This window comes from Microbacterium sp. (assembly GCF_031180975.1).
Taxonomy (GTDB): Bacteria; Actinomycetota; Actinomycetes; order Actinomycetales; family Microbacteriaceae; genus Microbacterium.
The window spans coordinates 1-21,510 of sequence record NZ_JAPSLI010000014.1 but is presented as its reverse complement, the minus strand read 5'-3'; the positions used below and the strand labels follow the sequence as shown (position 1 = coordinate 21,510).

Genomic DNA, 21,510 nt, shown 5'->3' with positions numbered 1-21,510 from the left:
TCCGATGCTGTGGCGCGACGGCGGCACTGTGCAGTTCGGCATGGAGGACGTCATGCGGGTGCACGTCGACGCCGCGTGGGTGGAGCCGCTGCTGATGCGCCTGCGGCACGGCATCCGCCTGTCGTCGTTCGACGTGGTCGCGCACGGCGTGGGCGCGCCCCGCGACGAGGCGCGCCGTCTGCTCGCCGCGCTGCGCCCGCTGCTCGTGGACGACACCCCCGCGCCCCTGGCGGCGTGGATCGAAGGCGTCAACGTCACCGACCCGCGCGTGCAGCAGCGGATGCGCGAGGCGCTGAGCGACGAGGGCGTGCCGCAGGGTGCCCGCGACGAGTCGGACACCGTCGGGATCATCGTGATCGAGGGAGCGGCTGCCGCGCTGCAGCTCGCGCCCTACCTCCGCGAGGACGTCGCGCACCTGCCCGTGTCGTTCGAACGCGACGCGATGACCGTGGGACCGCTCGTGGTGCCGGGTGCGACGCCCTGCCTGGCGTGCCGGGACGCGCACGAATGCGAGCGAGACCCGGCGTGGCCGATGCTGCACGCGCAACTCATCGGGCGCCCCGCTGCCCCGATCGCCGCCACCAGGGTCGCCGCGGCGGCGGCGCTGGTCGCCCGCCTTCTGCGGAGTCCCACACCCGGCGCGGGACTGATGGTGCGAGTCAGCCCCGACGGGCGCCGGTCCTGGCGGTCGGTGCGACATCACGCAGGATGCCGGTGCCTCGAGCCGTCGTCCCGATCTCGGCGAGGAACCGCGACGGCGCCCTCTCCCCTCGTCCCGCGGAACGCGCCCACGACAGCGCGAGAGTACGCGCGGCCCGCGTGATGCCGACGTATGCCAGCCGGCGTTCCTCGTCGACCTGCTCGAAGGTCGACGCGTACGAGATCGGCAGCGCACCCTCCGCCCATCCGGACAGGTAGACGTGCGGCCACTCCAGACCCTTCGCCGCATGCAGCGTGGACAGCGTGACGGTCTGCATCGTGGGCTCGTGCTGATCCTTCGCCCGCGCCATCAGCGCATCGGCGAACTCGCGCAGCGTCGTGCCGTCCGGCGCCTCCTCCGCCAGGCGCAGGATCGCCCGGCGCGCCTCCCACCCGTCGCGCTGCGCGCCGCCGGCGGCCGGTGGCTCCTCGGTCAGACCGAGGCCGCGCAGCACGTCGCGGACGGTCGGCAGGAATCCGGCATCCGTCGGCGCGACCGCCGCGCCGCGCAGTGCCAGCACCGCCTGCCGCACCTCGGGCATGTCGAAGAACCGGGTGCCGCCGAGGACGCTGGTCGGGACCCCCCGCGCGGCGAGCGCCTGCTGCAACACGGCCGACTGCGCGTGCGCGCGGTACAGCACCGCGATGTCGGCCGGTGAGACGCCGGAGGCGATCCGCGCGGCGATGGACGCCGCGATGCCCTCGGCCTCCTCGGTCTCAGTGTCGAACGCGGTGACCGTCGGCGCTTCGGCGGCGAAGTCGTCACGGGCGGGCACGAGATCGAGCGCCCCCGGCCGGCCGCGCATCAGCGCGTTCGCGACGGCGAGGATGGGCGGCTGCGAGCGGTAGTTGGTCTCCAGCCGCACCACGGTGGCATCCGGCCAGCGCCGCTCGAACTCCAGCAGGAAGCGCTGCTGCGCACCGGCGAACGAGTAGATGGTCTGGCTCGCGTCGCCGACCACGCACAGGTCACGCCGATCGCCGAGCCACAGCTCGAGCAGCCGGTTCTGCAGCGGCGACACGTCCTGGAACTCGTCGACGGTGAAGTGACGGTACTGCTCGCGCACGCTGGCGGCGACGCGCGGTTCGGTCTCCAGCATCCCGGCGCAGGCGAGCAGCACGTCCTCGAAGTCGAGCTGCCGTCGCTCGTCCTTCAGCGCCTCGTAGGCGGCCATCAGCTCCACGAGCTGCTCGGGACGGATGCCGCTGATGGGCCGGCCCTGTTCTGCGTACTGTTCGATGGACAGCATCGACACCTTGCGCCACTCGATCTCGGAGGCGATGTCGCGCAGGGTGGCGGTGCCGGGCCGGAGCCGCATGCCGTCCGCGGCCTGCCCGAGCAGCCGTACCTTGTTGTCGACGATCGCCGGCGCGGTGTCGCCGGTGAGTGTGGGCCAGAAGAAGTTCAGCTGCGCCAGCGCCGCGGAGTGGAAGGTGCGCGCCGCGACGCCGCCGACGCCGAGGGCGCGCAGCCGTCCGCGCAGCTCGCCGGCCGCCTTGGCCGTGAACGTGACCGCCATGACCCGCGACGGCGAGTACGCGCCGGTGTCCACGCCGTGCGCGATGCGGTGGGTGATCACGCGAGTCTTGCCCGTGCCGGCACCCGCGAGCACCGCCACCGGCCCGCGCAGCACGGATGCCGCCTCGCGCTGCCGTTCGTCGAGGGCGTCGAGTGCGCTCACTTCGACTCGCTCCGCTCGCTCAGCACACCGCACTTCGGCTCGCTCCGCTCGCTCAGCACACCGCACTTCGACTCGCTCCGCTCGCTCAGCTGATTCGCCGCACCCCGCCCGCGCCCCTCGTACCAGTCGCGGATCAGCCGCCGCGCGATGGACGACTCGCTGGGCAGCCCGACCGGCCCGTCGCCGGCGAGAGACGAGCCGATCTCGGCCCTGGTCAGCCAGCGCACGTCGATGATCTCCTCCCCATCCGCTCTGGCGTCGTCGTCGACGGCGACGGCCCGGAAGCCGATCATCAGCGACCGCGGGAACGGCCACGGCTGCGACGCCACGTAGCTCACCTCACCGAGCCGAACCCCGGCCTCCTCTGCGAGCTCGCGGTGGATGGTCGACTCCAGCGACTCCCCCGCCTCCACGAACCCCGCGAAACAGGAGTGCATCCGCCCACCCCAGTTCGCGTTCGCTCCGAGCAGCAGCCTCTCCCCGTCCGGACTCTCCACGGCGACGATCACCGCCGGGTCGGTGCGCGGGAAATGCTCGCTGCCGCACTGCGGGCACCACTTCGACCAGCCTGCCTGGCGCACCTCCAGCGCGTGCCCGCACGCCGGGCAGAATCGCGTGTCGCGCAACCATCCGGCCAGGGCGACCGCCGACACCAGCAACTCCCATTCGCGCGGCCCGAGCAATCCTCCGACCTCGCGCAGTCCGAGCCAGCGCTCCTCTGCGTCCGCCTCGGTCGTGATCACAGCCGCCTCTGGCGGTTCCGGCGTGGTCGGGACGACGGATGCCAGCAGCACTGCGGCACCGTCCACATCCCGGCCGAGCAGCGCCCACTCCGCATCCCCGACGTCAGCGGCGGCGACCCGCCGCACCGTGTCGCCGTCGAGCCGGACGCGGCCGTCGCGCACGACGACGGCCCGGCTGGACCCGTCCGCGCGCAGCCGGTCGAGCACGCCTGGCTCGACGCGCAGCTCGGGGGCCCGGCCGACGGTGTCGTGCGGGGCGACCATGCGATCCTCCTGGTCTCGAATGCGGCGCCGGCTCCGTGCGGCCGTGGGCTCCGGGCCGCGCCGTATACCGGCGCAAGGGCGTGGCGTGGGCGTGCCGACCCGGGTGCAGACCTACCCTGGAGGACATGGCACGCTCTCCTTTCACTCTAGTGGCGGCGGTCACGGCCGCACTGCCCGGGGCGGAGGTCGTCGGCGCCCGCGCTCTCACCTCCGGTGGGGACGGGCGGTTCGACTCGGCCGTCGCGACCCTCGCCGACGGGCGGGAGCTGGCGATCCGCGTCGCGGACGACGACGAGACCGCCCGCGAGCTCGCCGAGGAGGCCCTCGCCCTGCGCGCTCTCACTGCGGGAGTGCGGGAGATGCTGCCGTTCCAGGCGCCCTCCTACATCGGCGAGACGCGCGTCGGCGAAGGGCGCGGCCTGGTCACCGAGCTGCTTCCCGGCTTCCACATCGACGCGCAGCACCTGCCTGCCGGGCGCGGCGCGGCCCCCTCGGTGGGCGCCGCCATCGCCGCCGTGCACGCCCTGCCGACCTCCGTGGTGCGCTCCGTCGGGCTGACCGTGCGCGACCCGGAGGGTGTCCGCGGGGACGTGCGACGCCTGATCGACCGCGCGGCGTCGACCGGACGGGTGCCCGCCCGCCTCGCCACGCGCTGGCGCGAGGCGGTGGACGACGACGAGCTGTGGCGGTTCGAGAGCACCGTGACCCTCGGCGGCATTCAGGCCGGATCGTTCCTGTTCCAGGACGACCCCGAGCGCGGCCCCGAGGTGACCGGTGTGCTGGGATGGCGCGGGTTGTCCGTGGGCGACCCCGCCGAGGATCTCGGCTGGCTGTCCGGGGCGCCGGATGCCGCGGACGACGTGCACGCCGCCTATGAGGGTGCCTCCACGCGCGCCAGCGACGACGCGCTGCGGGTGCGAGCGCGGCTGCACGCCGAGCTGGAGTTCGCCCGCTGGCTGGTGCACGGCGACGCCCTGCGCCGCAGCGACATCGTCGAGGACGCCGCGGCGCTGCTCGAGTCGCTCGCACAGGGTCTGCGCGACGACGACCTCACCGTCGCCACCTCGTACACCGGCGGGGTCGACTCCGCGCTCGACGTGCTCGAGCGCGTGCCGCAGACCTCCGCGGTCGCGGTGGACACCTCGATGCAGACCGACGCGTACCGCCCCGAAGACCTGTGGCACGACGCCGACCACGACGCGGATGCCGCGGACGAGGGCGACGGAACGGATGCCGGACCCGTGGCCGCCGAGTCGGACCACGATGCTGAGACCGGCCGTGGGGAGCCCGCCGACGAGGCTCCCGCCGCCGTGCAGCGCCCGGCCGGCTGGGAGGAGCCCACGCAGGATCTCACCGACGTCTCAGGGGTGCGCGGTTCGGGCTCACGGGGTCCGGACAGGACGCCGTCGGGCACCGACGCGCAGCCGTCCGGCGACACGGATGCCGACGGCGACTCCGAGGATGAGGCTCAGCGCGCCGCCCGCGCGGCACTCCAGCGCTGGACCAGCTCGGCCTCCGAGTAGTCGCGGTCGCCGCGGATGACGAGATCGTCTGCGACGTAGTACAGCGCCACGTCGATCTCCTCAAGGGGCACGCCGAACCGACGGTGGTACGCGAGACGGTACAGCGCGAGCTGCAGCATCCGCTCCTCCCGCTCCTCTGCCGTGCGCGGGGCCTTGCCCGTCTTCCAGTCCACGATCTCGATGCGACCCCCGCGGTCGTCGCGCCGGTACACCGCGTCGAGCTTGCAGATCACCACGTGTCCCGGCGCGCCGGCCTCGGAACCCGCACTGGCGCCGAAGGCGAAGTCGATCTCGATCTCGACGGCGACGGGCTTGAGCTGCCCCCACTCGCTGCGCTCGAACCTCTCCTGCAGCACGGCGAGGTCGGCGGCGTCCGCCGGCGACACGTCGCCGCTGTCCGCGAACTCGTCGTCGGTCTCCCACAGTCCGTCGTCGAGACGGGGACCGACCCCGACCAGTTCGGAGCGCCGCTCCACCCACGCGTGGAACAGCGTGCCGAGCCTGGTCTGACGGTAGGGCCGTTCCGGCATGGGGCGGGCGATCCGGCCGAGCGTCCCCTGGAAATCGGTGACGTAGTCCTTGAACCGGGACGCGGGTACGCGGGTGGGAACGGCGGTCGCGGCACCCCGCATCCGCTCGGCACGTTCGGCGAGCAGGCGGGAGAGCTCCGGCATCGGCTCTGGACGGTCGGGGTCGTGCTGCGCCGCGCGCACCAGCGCCGCCGCCCGCTCCACGACCGCACGGCGGCCACCGAGGGGGTCCATCGGCCACTCGCGTGTCATGCCGGACCCGGCATACGGGTTCACGTCGAGGTCGACCGTCTCGATCGGCTCCAGTCCGAGCGCGTCGATCGCCTCGAGCAGGTACGGGCTCGGCGTGCGGGGGCTCTTCTGTCCGGCCCAGTGCGATCCGGTGAGCAGCAGGTCGGCGCGGGCCCGGGTGATCGCGACGTACGCCAGTCGGCGCTCCTCCTGCTGCTGGTACTCCTTGTACGCCGCCTTGAACGTGGTCAGCGCGCCCGGAGACGTGCGGCTGGCGCTGGTGAGCGACGCGATCCCCGCCTTGCACCGCTTCTGCGGGTCGGGCTCGTCGCTGACCGGCGGCGACCATTCGAACCGGGGCAGCGCCGCGCAGTCGCCGCGCAGCGCGAACGGCAGCACCCCGAACCCGAACCAGCCGGAGGTGTCGCTGACGCGGGAGGGCAGTTCGTCGACCACCATGCGGACGACAGCCACGGCGTCCCACTCCAGGCCCTTCGACCCGTGGATGGTCAGCAGCTGCACGACGCCGGGCTCGGGCGGCTCGGGACGTGGCATAAGCTCGTCGGTGCTCTCGGCCTTGTCCAGCCAGGCGATCAGGCTGCCGATCGTTCCCCGCTGGTCGGCGGCCAGGAACGCCCGCACCTCGTCGGCGAACGCGCGCAGCTGTGTGGAGGCGACCCGGGCCGGCCCCCTGGTCTCGTTGGCGGCGAGTTCGATGTCGAGGCGCAACTCCAGTTCGATGAGGCGGATCAGTTCGGGGATGGGCTGGGTCGCCGCGCGACGCAGCCGCTCCAGCATCTCCCCGGCCGCGCGGATGCGGGCGCGGCCGTCGGGCGTGATGCGTTCCAGCAGCCGGTAGTCGTCGCGCAGTCCGCGGACGACGTCGACGGCATCCACGATCGACACCGCCTCGTCGGCTCCGCGGGACGACCGGATGCGGGCGCGCAGCTCGTCGGGCAGCGGCAGCAGTCCGCTGTCCCGCCGGGACAGTTCGGTGGCGAGGTCGTAGAGCGCCGCCATGTCCGCGACGCCGACGCCGAAGCGCGGGCCGACCAGCAGGCGGATCAGCGCCGACCCCGCGTTCGGATCGTGGATCAACCGCAGCACGGACACCACGTCGACCACCTCGGGGGTGGCGAGCAGTCCGCCGAGCCCGAGGATGCGGTGCGGGATGCCGCGGGCGGCGAGACCCGCCGCGAAGGTCTGCATGTGCCGCTTGGAACGGAACAGGATCGCCCCGGTATGCGGCGTCCCCGGAGCGCGGGCGTCGTGCTCGGCGCGGCGGGCGGCGAACCAGTCGGCCACCTCGGCCGCCTCGTCGTCGACGGTGAACGGGTAGCGCACGTCGACGGCGCCGTCGCCGGCTCCGGGACGGGCCTCCAGCGGGGGGACGTCGAGGCCGGGACGGTGCAGCGGCTGCAGCACGCGATTCGCGATGTCGAGGATGCCGCGGTCGTTGCGCCAGCTGGTCATCAGACTGTATGTCCGCGCCGGCTGCTCGGACGCGAACGAACCGGCGAACGCGTACAGGTTGTCGGCGCTGGCACCGCGCCAGCCGTAGATCGACTGGTGCGGGTCGCCCACGGCCATCACCGCGCCGTCACGGAACACTTCCGCGAGGAACCGGGTCTGGATCACCGAGGTGTCCTGGTATTCGTCGAGCAGCACGACCTGATGCTGCTCGCGCAACTCGTCGCGCACGTCGGGTGACGACTCGACGATGTCGTACGCACCCGCCACCTGGTCGGCGAAGTCCAGCACGCCGCGGCGCTGCTTCTCGGCGATGTACTCGCGCACCAGCGCAGCGAGGGTGGGCAGGGCGAGCAGGTTGGCGGCGGCCTTGTCGATGTCGCCGTTGCTGCGGAACGGCTCGAAGGAGGCGGCGGTGTCGCGGGCGATCCGTTCCGCCCTGGCGAGGTCGGCGCGGTGGTCGAGCGCCTCCGCGGCGAGCCGCTGCACCGCGTCGACGACGGTGTTCACGGCGAAGTCGATGCTCTCCAGCTCGGGCAGGTCGGCACGCAGCACCACGTCACGGGCCAGCATCCAGGACGCCGCCTGGCTGAGCATCGCGACGTCGGGGTCGCGCCCGATCCGTGCCGCGTGCTCACGCACGATCCCGTCGGCGAAGGCGTTGTAGGTCGACACCCGCGGCCTGGTCATCAGGTCCTCCGCGGTGCGGGGCGTCGCCGGGTCCCATCCGGTGCTGTAGCGTGCGGCGAGCTCGTCGAGCACGCGCGTACGCACCAGGTCGCGCTGGCGTCCCGGTGCGGCGGCGTCGACGCGGCGCAGCGCGCCGGAGGCCACGATGTCGGGAAGGTGTGGCAGCAGCCCGCGCCTGCCGTACTCGTCGATCAGGGCGAGGCGGGCGCCGATCCGCTCGGCCAGTTCGCCGGCGGCCTTGCGGGTGAACGTGAGCCCGAGCACTTCATCGCGGCGCACCAGTCCGTTGGCGACCAGCCAGACCACACGCCCGGACATCGTCTCGGTCTTGCCGCTTCCCGCGCCGGCGACGACCAGCGCCGGCTGCGGCGGCGCCTCGATCACCTGCTGCTGCGCCGGCGTCGGGGTGGGCAGCCCGAGCGCCACAGCCACGTCGGTTGCCGAGATCGTCGGCCGCGTGGCCCACCCGGCGGGCGCGACCGTGCCAGCCGCGGCGGTGCCTGCGACCCGGTTCGCCCCGACCTCGCTCGCCCCGGTCGCCGACAGGGCGCTCACGCGCTCACCGCCGGCACGGTGTGGATGCGGCACGGGTTGATCCGCGCCTGCGTGTCGGCGCAGTGCGTCTCGACCTGGGCGGTGAAGCTGCTCGCGGACATGCCGCGGGCGGCATCCGCGATCCGGCGCAGGAACTGCGTCTTCGACTCGACGTCGAGGGCGTGCTGGTGCGCGACGCGGTAGTCGCTGCCGGAGAGCGTCTTCGCCACCAGCACCAGCCGGGCGCCGGCCAGCGCTGCGGGATCCGCGCCGTCGATGAGACCCTGCTGCACCGCGATCTGGTAGGCGGCGAGCTGTGCGTGCTCGGCGACCTTGCCGTCGCTCTCCGGCTCGTTCTTGCCCGTCTTGAGGTCGACGACGACCACCCGCTCCCCCTCGTGTCCCTCGTGCATCGGCGTCCAGCCGCGGCTCCGCGCGGCGGCGTGCTCACCGCCGCCGGTGGGGTACGCCTCGACCCGGTCGATGAAGCCGTGGATGATCGCACGCCGTGCACCGTCCGGGGCGTCGCCGTCAGCCGGCAGCACGGCGGGGACGTGGCTCGGATCCAGCGCATCGTCGGCGACCTCGACGGCGAAGCGGAACTCCACCTCTCCGGCGAGCACCCGCCCTCCATCGTGCTCGACCTCACGGAGATACGAATGCAGCCGGTCGATGTAAGTGTCCGCGCGGCGTCGCTCCTTGCGCCCGATCCATGCGGTCTCGAAGTCGAGCTCCGGCCAGTGCTCCTCGAGGACCGCGCGCAGCCGCTCGAGATCGCCGTCCGGCGACTTCTCCATCGCCTCGTGGATGATCGTGCCGATGCCGGCCGACGGCGGCATGACCGTGTCGCCGCCGAGCGCGGAGATCACCCAGCCGAGACCGCACTCCTCAAACGATTCCATCCGCGACGGCGACACGCGGGCGGCCTCGATGGTGAGGTCGTGCAGCGGCTGCCGGGTGGACGGCTCGGCCACGCCGTACCAGTCCTCCGGAGCGGCCCCGGGAACCCCCTCACGCGCCAGCACGGCCAGTTGGCCGGCGGCCTCCGCACGAGCGGCCTCGGACGACGACGTGGTGAGGGTGCGCCGGTGCCGGGCGACCAGCCCGCGCAGGGTGAGCGGATGCTCCGCCGAGGCGTGCGACTCCGGCGGTTCCGGTGACGGCAAGAATGCGAAGAACGGGCTCGGGCTGAGGTCGTCGTCGTCCACGGCGGTCACCAGCAGGCGACTGCGGGCGCGCGACAGGGCCCGCACGAACAGCCTCAGCTCGTCGTGCAGGGCGCTGCGCCGGCGGTCCAGCACGCCCGGTGCCGGGATGTCGACGCCGGTGCGGGCGGCCGTGACGGCATCCGCGAGACGCCAGGTGCGCAGCATCCCGCCTCGCAACCGCAGGTTCGGCCAGACGCCGTCCTGCACACCCGCGACGACGACGGCTTCGAACTCGGTGCCGAGGGCCGTGGCAGGGGTGAGCAGGGTGACCCGTCCGGGGCGGTCGGGGGTGGACAGGGTGTCCTCGGGCACCTCGCTGCCCAGGATGTCGCGCACGAACCTGTCCGGCTTCTCGTTGGGCGTGCGCTCGACGAATCGCTTGGCGGCGTCGAACAACGCGACGAGCGCATCCAGCGCCCTGGCGGTCTCGCCGCCCGACGACATCAGCGCGGCCTCCCGCCAGGCGACCTGCAGCTTGCGTCCGTCGACGGCCCGCGCCGCGTCCCACGCTCGCCACAGCAGGTCGTGGATCGTCTCGCCGCGCTCGGCCGCGGCGGTCATGTCGGCGAGGGTGGTCGCGAACCGGGCCGCCGCCCTGGCTTCCGGCGCGTCGATGAGCTCCAGCCGCAGCGGGTTCGCCATCGCCTGGCGCAGCAGTTCCCGCGCCGGCGTGGAGCCGTCCTCCGCCAGCTCGAGATGCCGCAGCCGGGCGCGCAATCGCCGCAGCCCGATGGCGTCCATGCCGCCGAACGGCGAGCGCAGCGCCTCCTCCAGCTGCTGCGGCGTGCGCTCCTCGACGGGGGTGAGCGCGAGGGCGACGACGCCGACGAGATCGCGCACGGCGCCCTCCTCGCCGAGCGGGCGCTGGACCCCGGCCGCCCTGGTGGGCACCTCGCGCGCGGCCAGTTCGGCCTCGAGGGTGGCGACTTGCCGGGTGTCGTGGGCGATGACCGCCATGTCGTGCCAGGCGACCCCGCCGGTCAGGTGCCAGTCGCGCAGCACCCCGGCGATGCGATCGAGCTCCTCGTACGGCGAACCGGCGAGGAACGCCGTGACCGCGGACGTCTCGTCGCCGCGCTCATCGGCCGCCCCGGGCGCGCGGCGGTGCTCGACCCGCCCCGACGCGCCGATCGCCTGCGTGACCGTGCGGGTCAGGGCCGTCAACGCCGGCCGCTGACGGTGCGGCACGTCGAGCACGAACACGGTGCCCAGCTCGCCCGCCAGTTCCGAGAACAGCTCCGGGCTCGCGCCGCGGAAGGCGCCGGACGAGATGTCGGGGTCGCCGAACGCCAGCACGGCCACGCCCCGCAAGCGCAGCGCCCGCACCAGCTCGATGCCTCCGCGGGTGAGCTCCTGCGCGTCGTCGATGAGCACGACCCGCAGGCGCGCGAGCGGGCCGAGCACGACGGCGTCGGCGGTGCGCAGGATGCCGGCCGCCTCCGCTACCAGATCGGCGGCGTCGCGATGCGCTGAGCGCATGCCGTCCAGCACCCGACGGTACTCGTCGAGGAACTCCGCGGCTGCTCTCCACACCTCGTCGCCGGTGCGGCGCAGCTCGCCCGGGGCGATGCCGAGTTCCGTGCACTCCGCGAGGAACGCCCGCAGCTCGGAGCGGAACCCCTTCGTCGCCCTGACTCCGGGGCTGAGCGCGTCAGGCCAGTCCACGACCGGATCCTCGGCCTCGCCCTCCAGCAGTTCGGCGATGATGCGGTCCTGGTCGGCCCCGGTGAGCAGCGCCGGCGGCTCCTCGCCGGCGCGGACCATGGCCCCGCGGACGATCTGGAACGCGAACGAGCCGAGCGAACGCGCCAGCGGACCCGGTGTCGCCTGCCGCACCCGCACGCCGATCCGGTCGCGCAAGGCGGTCGCGGCCTGCCTGCTCGGAGTGAGAACGAGGATCTCCTCGGGCGTCATCCCGCCGTCCAGCAGGTGTGCCACCCGGTCGGTCAGCGTGCGCGTCTTGCCCGTGCCGGGCGCGCCGAGCACGACACCGGAGCGGGTCGCAGGCGCCTGCACCACGGCCCGCTGCCCGGCGTCGTCGATGACGCGATCGTCTCGCACTGCGGGGTGGGTCATGCCCTCCACGTTAACCGCGACCGCGGACATCCCCGACCGCGACCGCGGCATCCGTCGCGGCGGGTAGAGTGGCAAGTCCCGGATCTGGAGGAGAACGCGTGGAAATCCGCATCGGCATCGTCAACACCGGCCGTGAGCTGAGCTTCGACACCTCGAGCAGCGCCGACGAGGTGCGCTCGCAGATCACCTCCGCCCTCGAGCAGTCCGCGACGCACCTGACGCTCACCGACATCAAGGGCAACACCTACGTCGTCCCGACCGCGAACCTCGCCTTCGTCGAGATCGGCACCGAGGAGTCCCGTCGCGTCGGCTTCGTCGCCTGACATGTACATCCTGCTCGCGCTGATCGGCGCTTGCGCGCTGGGCGTCGCGCTGCACTTCGTGCTGCCGGACCGCGACCTGCGGGGCGTCGCGGTGACGCCCGCGATCGCGACCGCGACGGCGGCCGCCGTGTACACCGGGATGCAGTGGGCGGGCGCCCCGGAGACGGACCCGTGGCTGTGGGTGTGGAGTGTCGGCGGCGGCATCCTGCTCGCCGTGATCGCGACCCTCGCGCTCAGCGCGCGGCGCCGGCGCACGGACACCGAGGCGCGACGCGCTCTCGGGATCTGAGCCGACGGCATCCTGAACGGCTGAAGCCGTCGAGACGGATGCTAGGAGGCGAGCCCCATCGCGTCCATCCGCCGGGCGTGCGCGCCCATCAGCTCGGTGTACACCGGTTCGATGCGGGTGTCGTCCGCGGCGAGGTGCTCCGGACGCAGCGCGCCGCGACACACCAGGAGCGTGTCGCCGACCAGGCGGCGTCCCCACATCGACAGCAGTGAGCGCCACTCCTGGTCGCTCTCGATGGTCTCCTGGATGATCGCGACGATCTCGTGCCGCGCGTCGTCCTCGCGCAGGATCCGCGCGACCCGCTCCCCGGTCTCGCCATAGCTGGACGCCAGGGCGAGGTAGAAGTCGTCCAGCATCCCGGCGGTGAGGTAGACCGCGAGCAGCGTCTCCTCCGGCCGGGCGCCGATCGTCTTGCGACGGAACGCGTCCAGGTTCTCGCGGAACGGCAGCATCAGCTGGGTGGGGTCGTCGCCGCGCTCGGTGATCACCTCCACGATCCCGCGGTGCTTGTCGAGGGCGGCGCCGGCGGCGCGCGACAGCGCCTCCTTGCGACCGAGCTCCGGCGTGGCGCGGATGCCGCGGGTGAGGGTCTCGAAGTAGCCCAGCTGCAGGTAGGCCGCCTGCCCCAGGAAGCGGTTCAGCTCTGGGGCGAGTTCGGCGAAGTCCACGCGGGTGGCGTCGCCGACATCCCCCCTGCTGCGCAGCGCGAGCGGACGCCGCTGGGGCTTGCGCTTCCAGAACCAGTTGACCACCCGCCCAGACTACTCGCGCGCCCCCGCTGTGGCGGATCGTGCCGCTCCGGTAGGCTGGTCGCGTCCTGCCATCGGAGCAGGGCCCCGCGCCTGTGACAGCAGTGAGACGGCGTGGATCCGTTACGAGGCGCCGCTCGGGTGGCCCGCATGGCCGCCAGGCGCGCCGGACAGGCAAGACAACTGTGACTTCATTCGCTGATCTCGGTATCGATCAGGACATCATCGACGCCCTCGCCTCCAAGGGCATCGTCGACGCGTTCCCCATCCAGGAGCAGACCATCCCTCTCGGCCTCCCCGGCCAGGACATCATCGGCCAGGCGAAGACCGGCACGGGCAAGACCTTCGGGTTCGGCATCCCGGTCGTGCAGCGGCTCGGGCTCGACCCCGAACCGGGCGTCAAGGCGCTCATCGTGGTGCCGACGCGTGAGCTGGCGGTGCAGGTGTACGAGGACATGGACCTGCTCACCAGCAACCGCTCCACCAGCGTCGTCGCGATCTACGGCGGCAAGGCGTACGAGGGTCAGATCGACCAGCTGAAGGCGGGTGCGCAGATCGTCGTCGGCACCCCTGGCCGCCTGATCGACCTCGCCGGCCAGCGGCTGCTCGACCTGTCGAACGCGACCGAGGTCGTGCTGGACGAGGCCGACAAGATGCTCGACCTCGGCTTCCTGGCGGACATCGAGAAGATCTTCCAGAAGGTGCCCGAGAAGCGGCACACCCAGCTGTTCTCGGCGACGATGCCCGGACCGATCGTCGCGCTGGCCCGCCGGTTCATGACGAACCCGATCCACATCCGCGCGAACGACCCCGACGAAGGTCTGACCCAGGCGAACATCAAGCACCTGGTGTACCGCGCGCACTCGCTGGACAAGGACGAGATCATCGCCCGCATCCTGCAGGCCGAGGGCCGCGGCAAGACCGTGATCTTCACCCGCACCAAGCGCGCCGCGCAGCGGCTCGTCGACGAGCTCAGCGACCGCGGCTTCAACGTCGGCGGTGTGCACGGCGACATGGGCCAGGAGCAGCGCGAGCGCTCGATGGCTGCGTTCAAGGCCGGCAAGCGCGACGTGCTGGTCGCCACCGACGTCGCCGCGCGCGGCATCGACGTGGACGACGTCACGCACGTGATCAACCACACCATCCCGGACGAGGAGAAGACGTACCTGCACCGCGCCGGCCGCACCGGCCGCGCCGGCAAGACCGGCATCGCGGTCACGTTCGTGGACTGGGAGGACCTGCACAAGTGGGCGCTGATCAACCGCGCCCTGGAGTTCGGTCAGCCCGAGCCGGTGGAGACGTACTCGTCGAGTCCGCACCTGTACACCGACCTGGACATCCCGGAGGGGACGAAGGGCCGCCTGGTGACGGCCCCCAAGGCCGAGAAGCCCGCGGGTGAGCGCCGTCAGCGTCAGCCGCAGAAGGCGGCCGACGTCGCAGCGGAGGGCACCGACGAGGCCGGCACCCGCCGTCGTCGCCGTCGCCGCCGCGCCTCGGATGCCGAGAAGGTCGGCGCCACGTTCGTCGACGGCGCGGAGGGCGGCCAGAAGTCGGCATCCGACTCGGCGCACGCTGCGTCGGCGGATCGCGCCGCCGAAGGGGCGGGCACGCACGACGGGGCGGGCAGGGAGCACCACGACGGCAAGCCGGCACCCGCTCGTCGCCGCCGTCGCCGCCGCGGCGCGGGCGGCGGTGCGCCGGTCGCCGGGGCCTGAGCCTCACTCCGCAGTCGTCTCGAGGGCGGCATCCCCACGGCGGTCACGCCGGAGCGGGGTGCCGCCCTCGTCGCGCACCATGAGGGTCACGGCCGGCGGCTCCGGCCGGTACACCATCGTCACCAGCACGACCGAGATCATCATCAGCAGGAACCACGACACGAGCTTGCTCGGCGACACCGGATGCCACCCGGCGAGCTGGTCGGGATAGGACCACGCTCCGGCCCAGGTGCCGATGTTCTCGGCCAGGTAGATGAACACAGCCACCCCGGCGAAGACCGTCAGCAGCGGCAGCCGAAGGGTCGCGCGCCAGACGCGGGCGTGCAGGACCGACGGCATCCAGAGCAGCACGACCGCTGCCAGCAGCACCCAGCGCGCGTCCCACCAGAAATGATGCGTGAAGAAGTTGGCGTAGATCGCCGAACCGAGGAGGGTGGTGATCCAGCGGCGCGGGTAGCGGGTGAAGCGCAGGTCGAACAGCCGGTGCACGCGCACCATGTACGAGCCGACCGCGGCGTACATGAAGCCACTGAAGAGCGGCACGCCCGCGACGCGCAGCATGCCCTCCGCGTCGTACGTCCACGACCCAGCGTCGGTCTTGAACAGCTCCATCACGGTGCCGGTGATGTGGAAGAGGATGATCACCCACAGTTCGCGGCCCGTCTCCAGCCGGAACGCGATCATCGCGACCTGGATCAGCAGGGCGGCGATGGTTAGGGCGTCGTTGCGTGCCGGGGCCGCGTCCTCGGGATACCAGAGACGCGCCGCAACGATCACGGCGAGCAGCGCCGCACCGAACACGCAGGCCCACGCCTGCTTGACGATGAAGACCACGACCTCCACGAGGCGGGCGCGGATGCCGTGGGCGGGCGCGTCGCGGAGGAGGACGTGCGCGGCCGCGTCGATGCGCCGCTCCAGGGATGTCGCCATTCGCATGCCCCGGACGGTATCCGTCGGCGGCGATGGGGCGCCGGGAATCGGCTGGCAGTCCGCCGTGGATCGTCGGCTGTCAGGGGTGGCGCGCGGGAGTGCCCGTCGCGCGCTCGATGATGCGGGCCACCATGTCGTCGCTCGTGGTGTTCTCCCCCGGGCGGTTCGGTTTGCCCGCCCCGTGGTAGTCGCTGGATCCCGTCACGATCAAGTCGTGACGGGCGGCGATCTCGCGCAGCATCCGCTTGCCTGCTGCGGTGTTCTCGCGATGGTCGATCTCGAGTCCGCCGAGCCCGGCGGCGATCAGCCGTTCGATTGTCGCGAGGGGCATCATCCGATCGCGACCGGTGGCCGGATGAGCGATCACTGCCACTCCCCCGGCCTGCGTGATCAGCCGCACGGCCGTGAGCGGGTCGGGGGCGTAGTGCGGCTCGTAGTAGCCCTCGCGGGGGTGCAGGATGCCGTCGAAGGCATGCGCCCGGTCGCGGGCGATGCCCCGGGCGACGAGGGCGTCGGCGATGTGCGGCCGGCCCACGGTGGCATCCGCGGTGGTCTGGGCGAGCACGTCGTCCCAGGTGAGGTCGTAGTCCCGGCCGATGTTGCGGACGATCCGCTCGGCGCGGCCGATGCGGTCGCCGCGGATGCGATCCGTTTCGGCGATCAGGTCCGGATCGGTCGGGTCGAACAGGTAGCCGAGCACGTGGACGCTGCGCCACTCGTGCTTGGCAGACAGCTCCATGCCGGGCAAGAAGGTCATGCCCAGCCGGTTCGCCGCCTCGGCGGCCTCGTCCCAGCCCGTGGTGCGGTCGTGATCGGTCAGCGCGAGGGTGCGGATGCCGTGCGCGTGCGCCTGACGCACCACCTCGGCGGGCGGCTGCGTGCCGTCGGAGTGGTTGGAGTGCATGTGCAGGTCGCTCGGTCCCGTGAAGGCGGGTCGTGCGGCCGTGGTCATGGTGTCGAGCGTACCGGCACGGGTGGGCGGCTTCAGTGCGGTCACAGCCGTTTCCCCTAGGCTTTCGGGCGATGCTACGCCTGGTCGGAATCCTCGTCACGGTGCTGTTCGCCATCGCGACGGCTGTGCTCGTGTGGCCGCAGTTCTTCAAGCTGGAGACCACCTTCCCGATCGCGCAGATCGTGTCCGCCCGGACGGTCCTGGTCGCGGGGTTCCTGGTGATCGCGGTGCTCGCCGCGCTGCTCGCCCTGTCGAAGCGGATGCGCGGGTTCGCGGCATCCGTTCTGGTGATCGCGCTCGTGGGCGCGGGGGCCGGAGCAGCGATCGGCGCGCTGCGCGGCTTCGGCACCGGGTCGCTGCCGGACAAGACCGAGACCGCCATCCGGGTGATGACCTGGAACACCGAGGGCGCTGCCGTGTCAGCCGAGCGGATCGCGGCGACGGTCGCCGAGCAGCAGGCGGACATCGTCGCGCTCCCGGAGACCTCGCAGAAGGTCGGCGAGCAGATCGCGCTGCAGATGCGCGAGGCCGGACAGCCGATGTGGGTGCACCACGTGAACATCCGCCCCGACGTCGAGAACGGTCCGCAGGCGTGGCAGACGACGATCCTGATCTCCACTGAAATGGGCGAGTACTCGGTGATCGCCTCGTCGCGCGACGGCACGAGCAACACCGGTTCGGTGCCGAGCGCTGTCGCGATGCCGATCGACGGCACCGGACCCACCATCGTCGCGGTGCACGCCGTCGCCCCGCGCGAGGAGGCGATGCCGCGCTGGCGGTCGGATCTGGCCTGGGTGGCCGATCAGTGCCCGGAGGGCGACTTCATCCTGGCCGGCGACTTCAATGCGACGCTCGATCACATGGCGTCGCTGGGCGTCGACGGCGGTGACATGGGGCGCTGCCGTGACGTGGCCAGCCGCACCGGGAACGGCATGGCGGGGACGTGGCCGGCGAACCTGCCGCCGCTGGCGGGCGTGCCGATCGATCACATCATGGCCAGCGAGAACTGGAACCCAACCGGGTCAGTGGTGCTGGAGGACTCCGGCGGCAGCGACCACCGCGCCGTGATCGCGCAACTGGAGCCGCTGAGCGCGTCGACGCCGTGAGCGGCCGGGCCGGCCGACCGTGCGGGGTCCGTCGGTGAGAGGATGGACGCATGACCACCGCAGACAACGACACCGCCGTCGAGACCCCTGACGCCGCCGTCGAGGAGAACACCAACCGCAAGCAGCCGTTCCCGAAGGGCTTCCTCGACACGATCTCCACCGGCTGGGCCGACCGTCCCGAGTCGCTGCCCGCCCCGCGCGCGCAGGCCCGGTACGCGGCGGCGCGTCGCGCGAAGGTGTCGGAGGCGTTCCCCGGCAAGCGTGTGGTGGTGCCGGCGGGTTCGCTGAAACAGCGCAGCAACGACACGGACTACCCGTTCCGTGCGCACTCCGCATTCGCGCACCTCACCGGCTGGGCGACGGATGCCGAGCCCGACTCGGTGCTCGTGTTCGAGCCGACGGATGCCGGTCACGAGGTGACCTTGTACTTCCGCGAGCGCGCCGACCGCACCACGTCGGAGTTCTACTCCGACGCCACGATCGGCGAGTTCTGGATCGGACCGCGGCCCTCGCTGGAGGGGGTCGCCGCCGACCTGGAGATCACCACCGCGCACATCGACACCTTCCAGGCGGGTGAGGAGGACGTCGTCGTCGACGAGGACGCCGAGCTGACCCGGTTCGTGTCCGAGCTGCGTCTCGTGAAGGACGAGTACGAGATCGCCGAGATGCGCCGAGCCATCGCGGTCACCGCCGACGGGTTCGACGACATCGTCCGGTCGATGGACCGTGCCGTCGAGCACGCCCGCGGCGAGCGGATCGTGGAGGGGGTGTTCCATCAGCGGGCGCGCAGCGACGGGAACTGGGAGGGCTACGACACCATCGCCGCGTCGGGCCACCACGCGTGCTACCTGCACTGGACCCGCAACGACGGTGCCGTGGTGCCGGGCGACCTCATCCTGATCGACGCGGGCGCCGAGGTGGACAGCCTGTACACGGCCGACATCACCCGCACCCTGCCGGTGTCCGGACGGTTCAGCGACGTGCAGCGCCGGGTGTACGAGGCGGTGCTGGAGGCGGCGGATGCCGCGTTCGCGGCGGCCCGGCCCGGAGTGAAGTTCCGTACCGTGCACGAGGCGGCGATGGAGGTCATCGCCCGCCGCACCGCCGAATGGGGGCTGCTGCCGGTGACGGCGCAGGAGGCGCTGGATGCCGACGCCGGCGGCCAGCACCGTCGCTACATGGTGCACGGCACGTCACATCACCTGGGGATCGACGTGCACGACTGCGCGCAGGCGCGGCGCGAGATGTACTACGACGGCGTGCTCGAGCCCGGGATGGTGTTCACGATCGAGCCGGGTCTGTACTTCCAGATCGACGACCTGACCGTGCCGGAGGAGCTTCGCGGCATCGGCGTGCGCATCGAGGACGACATCCTGATGACGGCGGACGGACCGGTGAACCTGTCGGCGGGCATTCCGCGGACGGTCGAGGATGTCGAGGCGTGGATGGCGCGCGTGAAGCGTCAGTCCTGAGCTTCGTCGGATGAAGATTCAGACGCGGTTGGTGGACCAGGGGAAGCCGTGACCCAAGGCATGCACGCCGGGCAGCTCACGATCGACGCGGCCATGGCGGCATCCCTGATCGCGCGCGAGTTCCCTGCCCTGGCAGGGATGCCGTTGACGGCCGTCTCCGGCTCGGGCACGGTGAACGCGGTGTTCCGCGTTGGAGCGGACCTCGCGGCGCGGTTCCCGCTCGAGGCGACCGACGCGGCCGCACTTGACGCGGAGGCGCGGTCGCTCGCGGAGTTCGCGGATGCGTCGCCGGTCGCGGCGCCCCGCCCTGTGGGGATCGGGTCGGGTGACGACGGATACCCCTCTGCATGGAGCCTCCAGACCTGGGTGCCAGGCCGCGTCGCGGATCCTTTCGTGTGCGCAGCATCCGTCGCCTTCGCTGAGGATGTCGCGGCGCTGATCCTCGCGCTGCGTCGGGTACCGGTCGCCGGACGCGTGTTCGACGGGCAGGGGCGCGGCGGCGAACTGAGTGACCACGACGAGTGGATGGCGCACTGCGTGTCTCAGAGCAGCGGGATCGTCGACACTCGCCGCGTGGCGGTTCTCTGGCATCGGCTGCGCGGCGTGCCGGCATCCGGTGCTCACGTGATGAGCCATCGCGACCTCACGCCGGCGAACCTGCTCGTGTCGGATGGGCGGCTGACTGGCGTGCTCGACGCCGGCGGGTTCGGACCGGCCGACCGCTCCCTCGATCTCGTCGTGGCGTGGCACCTGTTCGACGAGCCCGCCCGAACCCGGCTGCGCGACGCGGTAGGGGCGTCGGAGGCCGAGTGGCTGCCCGGTGCCGGATGGGCTCTGCAGCAGGCGATGGGGCTGGTCTGGTACTACGCGGAGTCGAATCCCGTCATGGCCGAGCTGGGACGCAGCACGGTGGCGAGACTGCTGGACGATGAGGAGATCGGCGGCTGAGCTTCGCTATCTTTTCGTTACCGTGCGAGACCGCGGAGGGGTCGATTCTTCGTTCGAATGTCGGTGCCCCTCCGATGATGAAGTATGGCATTCTTCACAGACGTCGAATCCCAGATCGCGCAGCTGCGTGAGCTGCTGGGTGCTGACGTGGAGGCGGATGCCCTCGCGCAGCGGATGGCGCAGCTCGGCGCCGACGACCTCGTTACGGCGTTGGGCATCGCAGCGGGTGTCGGACGTTGGGCGGAGCGGATCGCCATCGCCGGTGCCGGCATCGTGGCGGCGCGCTCGACGTGCGCGGCCGGACAGAACGGTCTGGCGCAATCGCTGGGTCACCGCAACCCCGCCGCTCTCCTGCAAGAGATCTCCGGTGCTGCGCGCTCCGAAGCAGAGCGGCAGGTCCGACTCGGCACGGCGCTGCTGGCGGATGCCGAAGCTCCCCGCGGCAGCGGGGTCCGATCGAGCGACGCAGGCGCATCCAGCGACTCCGGCTCCGCCGACGGCCCGCCCGAGGGAGGAGCCGATGAGCCCGACCACGGCGGGGAGGGAGATGCCGCGGGCTGTGGCGCGGGCGACGACGGGAATGCGTCGGACGCTGTGGACTCGGGGTTGCCGCCGAGCAGCTCATCACCGAGGCCGCAGACCGCACGGTGGAGGAACTGCGCGCAACGGCCCGGATGATCCGAGACCGGCTCGACCCGGAGGGCGCGGAACGACGTTTCCTGGAACGCTACGCCCGCCGCCGCTTCCGCACCTGGATCGCCCAGGACGGCGTCGAGCACGGATCGATCCTGTTCGACGACGAAGGCGCGGCCTGGTGGCGAGCGATGCGCGACGCCGCCCTGCGCCCCGCCGCGGCGGACCCCGCTTCGTCACCGCCGACGAACGCGAACGCGCCGCCGACCTCATCGCCGACGACCGCACCAACGACCAGCTCAGCTACGACCTGCTCATGGATGTGCTGCGCTCCGGAGCCCTCGCCGACGCGGAAACCGTGTTCGGCGCGCGGCAGCCCGGCGTGCGCATCGTGCAGGTGATGGCCCCGGGCACCGGCGAGACGGCCTCCGCACACACTGAGGACTACGGCCACTCGTGGCCCGTCGCAGCGGCCGCGCAACGCATCTGCGACACCGGGAGTGTGACGGTCACCCTGGATGGGTACGGGAACCCTCTGAACGTCGGGCGCGAGCATCGGCTGTTCACCCCTCGACAACGCATCGCGCTCGCGATCCGCGACGGCGGCTGTCTCTGGCATGCCTGCGACCGACGACTTCGTTCTGCACCCACCCGGCGCACGCCCACCCATCCGGCTGCGACGCCGCAGCGCCCTCACCTACGCCTGGGCAGGCATCGACCCACCGGTTCCGCCCCCCCCCCCC

General features: G+C 72.2%; 15 protein-coding genes and 1 pseudogene. 9 read left to right on the top strand and 7 right to left on the bottom strand.

Translation table 11 applies throughout. The annotated features are described in order from the left end of the window. Window positions 1–659: 659 nt before the first annotated feature. Together RIF65_RS14960 and nudC are read right to left on the bottom strand one after the other, a co-directional pair. Entirely contained in the window at window positions 660–2,381 is a 1,722-nt protein-coding gene (locus tag RIF65_RS14960; protein ID WP_309067043.1) for an ATP-dependent helicase, read from the bottom strand. Continuing rightward, the gene (nudC, locus tag RIF65_RS14955; protein WP_309067044.1) at window positions 2,378–3,388 is read right to left on the bottom strand and encodes an NAD(+) diphosphatase; all 1,011 of its coding nucleotides are present in this window, start codon (window positions 3,386–3,388) and stop codon (window positions 2,378–2,380) included. Before nudC ends, RIF65_RS14960 begins: the two co-directional genes overlap by 4 nt. Window positions 3,389–3,513: 125 nt before the next feature. Here nudC and RIF65_RS14950 point away from each other — a divergent pair, with 125 nt between their 5' ends. Next, on the top strand, window positions 3,514–4,911 hold the full coding sequence (locus tag RIF65_RS14950) for a phosphotransferase (RefSeq protein ID WP_309067045.1): 1,398 nt from the start codon (window positions 3,514–3,516) through the stop codon (window positions 4,909–4,911). On the opposite strand, the gene RIF65_RS14945 is transcribed toward RIF65_RS14950, so the two are convergent. Both RIF65_RS14945 and RIF65_RS14940 read right to left on the bottom strand, forming a co-directional pair. Next, on the bottom strand, window positions 4,857–8,279 hold the full coding sequence (locus tag RIF65_RS14945; protein WP_441338855.1) for a UvrD-helicase domain-containing protein: 3,423 nt from the start codon (window positions 8,277–8,279) through the stop codon (window positions 4,857–4,859). The two genes, RIF65_RS14950 and RIF65_RS14945, sit on opposite strands and share 55 nt — an antisense overlap. 104 nt (window positions 8,280–8,383) lie before the next feature. Then, window positions 8,384–11,650, bottom strand: coding sequence for an ATP-dependent helicase (locus tag RIF65_RS14940; RefSeq protein ID WP_309067046.1), 3,267 nt, complete (start codon window positions 11,648–11,650; stop codon window positions 8,384–8,386). A 98-nt stretch (window positions 11,651–11,748) separates the two neighbouring features. On the opposite strand from RIF65_RS14940, the gene RIF65_RS14935 reads away from it, so the two are divergent. After that, entirely contained in the window at window positions 11,749–11,973 is a 225-nt protein-coding gene (locus RIF65_RS14935) for a DUF3107 domain-containing protein (RefSeq protein WP_309067047.1), read from the top strand. Between the two features lies 1 nt (window position 11,974). Continuing rightward, window positions 11,975–12,262 (top strand): hypothetical protein, encoded by a 288-nt coding sequence (locus RIF65_RS14930; protein ID WP_309067048.1) that lies wholly within the window; start codon window positions 11,975–11,977, stop codon window positions 12,260–12,262. A gap of 41 nt (window positions 12,263–12,303) precedes the next feature. Here the strand turns inward: RIF65_RS14930 and RIF65_RS14925 are convergent, their stop codons facing one another. After that, the gene (locus RIF65_RS14925) at window positions 12,304–13,014 is read right to left on the bottom strand and encodes a ferritin-like fold-containing protein (protein ID WP_309067049.1); all 711 of its coding nucleotides are present in this window, start codon (window positions 13,012–13,014) and stop codon (window positions 12,304–12,306) included. Window positions 13,015–13,196: 182 nt separating this feature from the next. On the opposite strand from RIF65_RS14925, the gene RIF65_RS14920 reads away from it, so the two are divergent. Beyond that, window positions 13,197–14,726, top strand: a complete 1,530-nt coding sequence (locus RIF65_RS14920) for a DEAD/DEAH box helicase (protein WP_309067050.1) — start codon at window positions 13,197–13,199, stop codon at window positions 14,724–14,726. A gap of 3 nt (window positions 14,727–14,729) precedes the next feature. Here RIF65_RS14920 and RIF65_RS14915 read toward each other — a convergent pair whose 3' ends face one another. Together RIF65_RS14915 and RIF65_RS14910 are read right to left on the bottom strand one after the other, a co-directional pair. Continuing rightward, a complete protein-coding gene (locus RIF65_RS14915) occupies window positions 14,730–15,662 on the bottom strand; it encodes a DUF817 domain-containing protein (protein WP_309067051.1) in 933 nt (310 codons plus the stop codon). Between the two features lie 73 nt (window positions 15,663–15,735). After that, entirely contained in the window at window positions 15,736–16,608 is an 873-nt protein-coding gene (locus RIF65_RS14910; RefSeq protein WP_309067059.1) for a PHP domain-containing protein, read from the bottom strand. Window positions 16,609–16,679: 71 nt separating this feature from the next. Between RIF65_RS14910 and RIF65_RS14905 the strand changes: the two genes are divergently transcribed. The 5 genes and pseudogenes from RIF65_RS14905 to RIF65_RS14885 form a co-directional block, all read left to right on the top strand. Beyond that, window positions 16,680–17,714, top strand: coding sequence for an endonuclease/exonuclease/phosphatase family protein (locus tag RIF65_RS14905; protein ID WP_309067052.1), 1,035 nt, complete (start codon window positions 16,680–16,682; stop codon window positions 17,712–17,714). A gap of 50 nt (window positions 17,715–17,764) precedes the next feature. Continuing rightward, entirely contained in the window at window positions 17,765–19,186 is a 1,422-nt protein-coding gene (locus RIF65_RS14900; RefSeq protein ID WP_309067053.1) for an aminopeptidase P family protein, read from the top strand. A gap of 48 nt (window positions 19,187–19,234) precedes the next feature. Continuing rightward, window positions 19,235–20,134 carry a phosphotransferase gene (locus RIF65_RS14895; RefSeq protein WP_309067054.1) on the top strand — a complete coding sequence of 300 codons (900 nt, stop codon included), beginning with the start codon at window positions 19,235–19,237 and terminating at the stop codon, window positions 20,132–20,134. An 84-nt stretch (window positions 20,135–20,218) separates the two neighbouring features. After that, window positions 20,219–20,812, top strand: coding sequence for a hypothetical protein (locus RIF65_RS14890; RefSeq protein WP_309067055.1), 594 nt, complete (start codon window positions 20,219–20,221; stop codon window positions 20,810–20,812). Window positions 20,813–20,948: 136 nt separating this feature from the next. Then, window positions 20,949–21,510 (top strand): annotated as a pseudogene (locus RIF65_RS14885) (hypothetical protein); the annotation flags it as partial.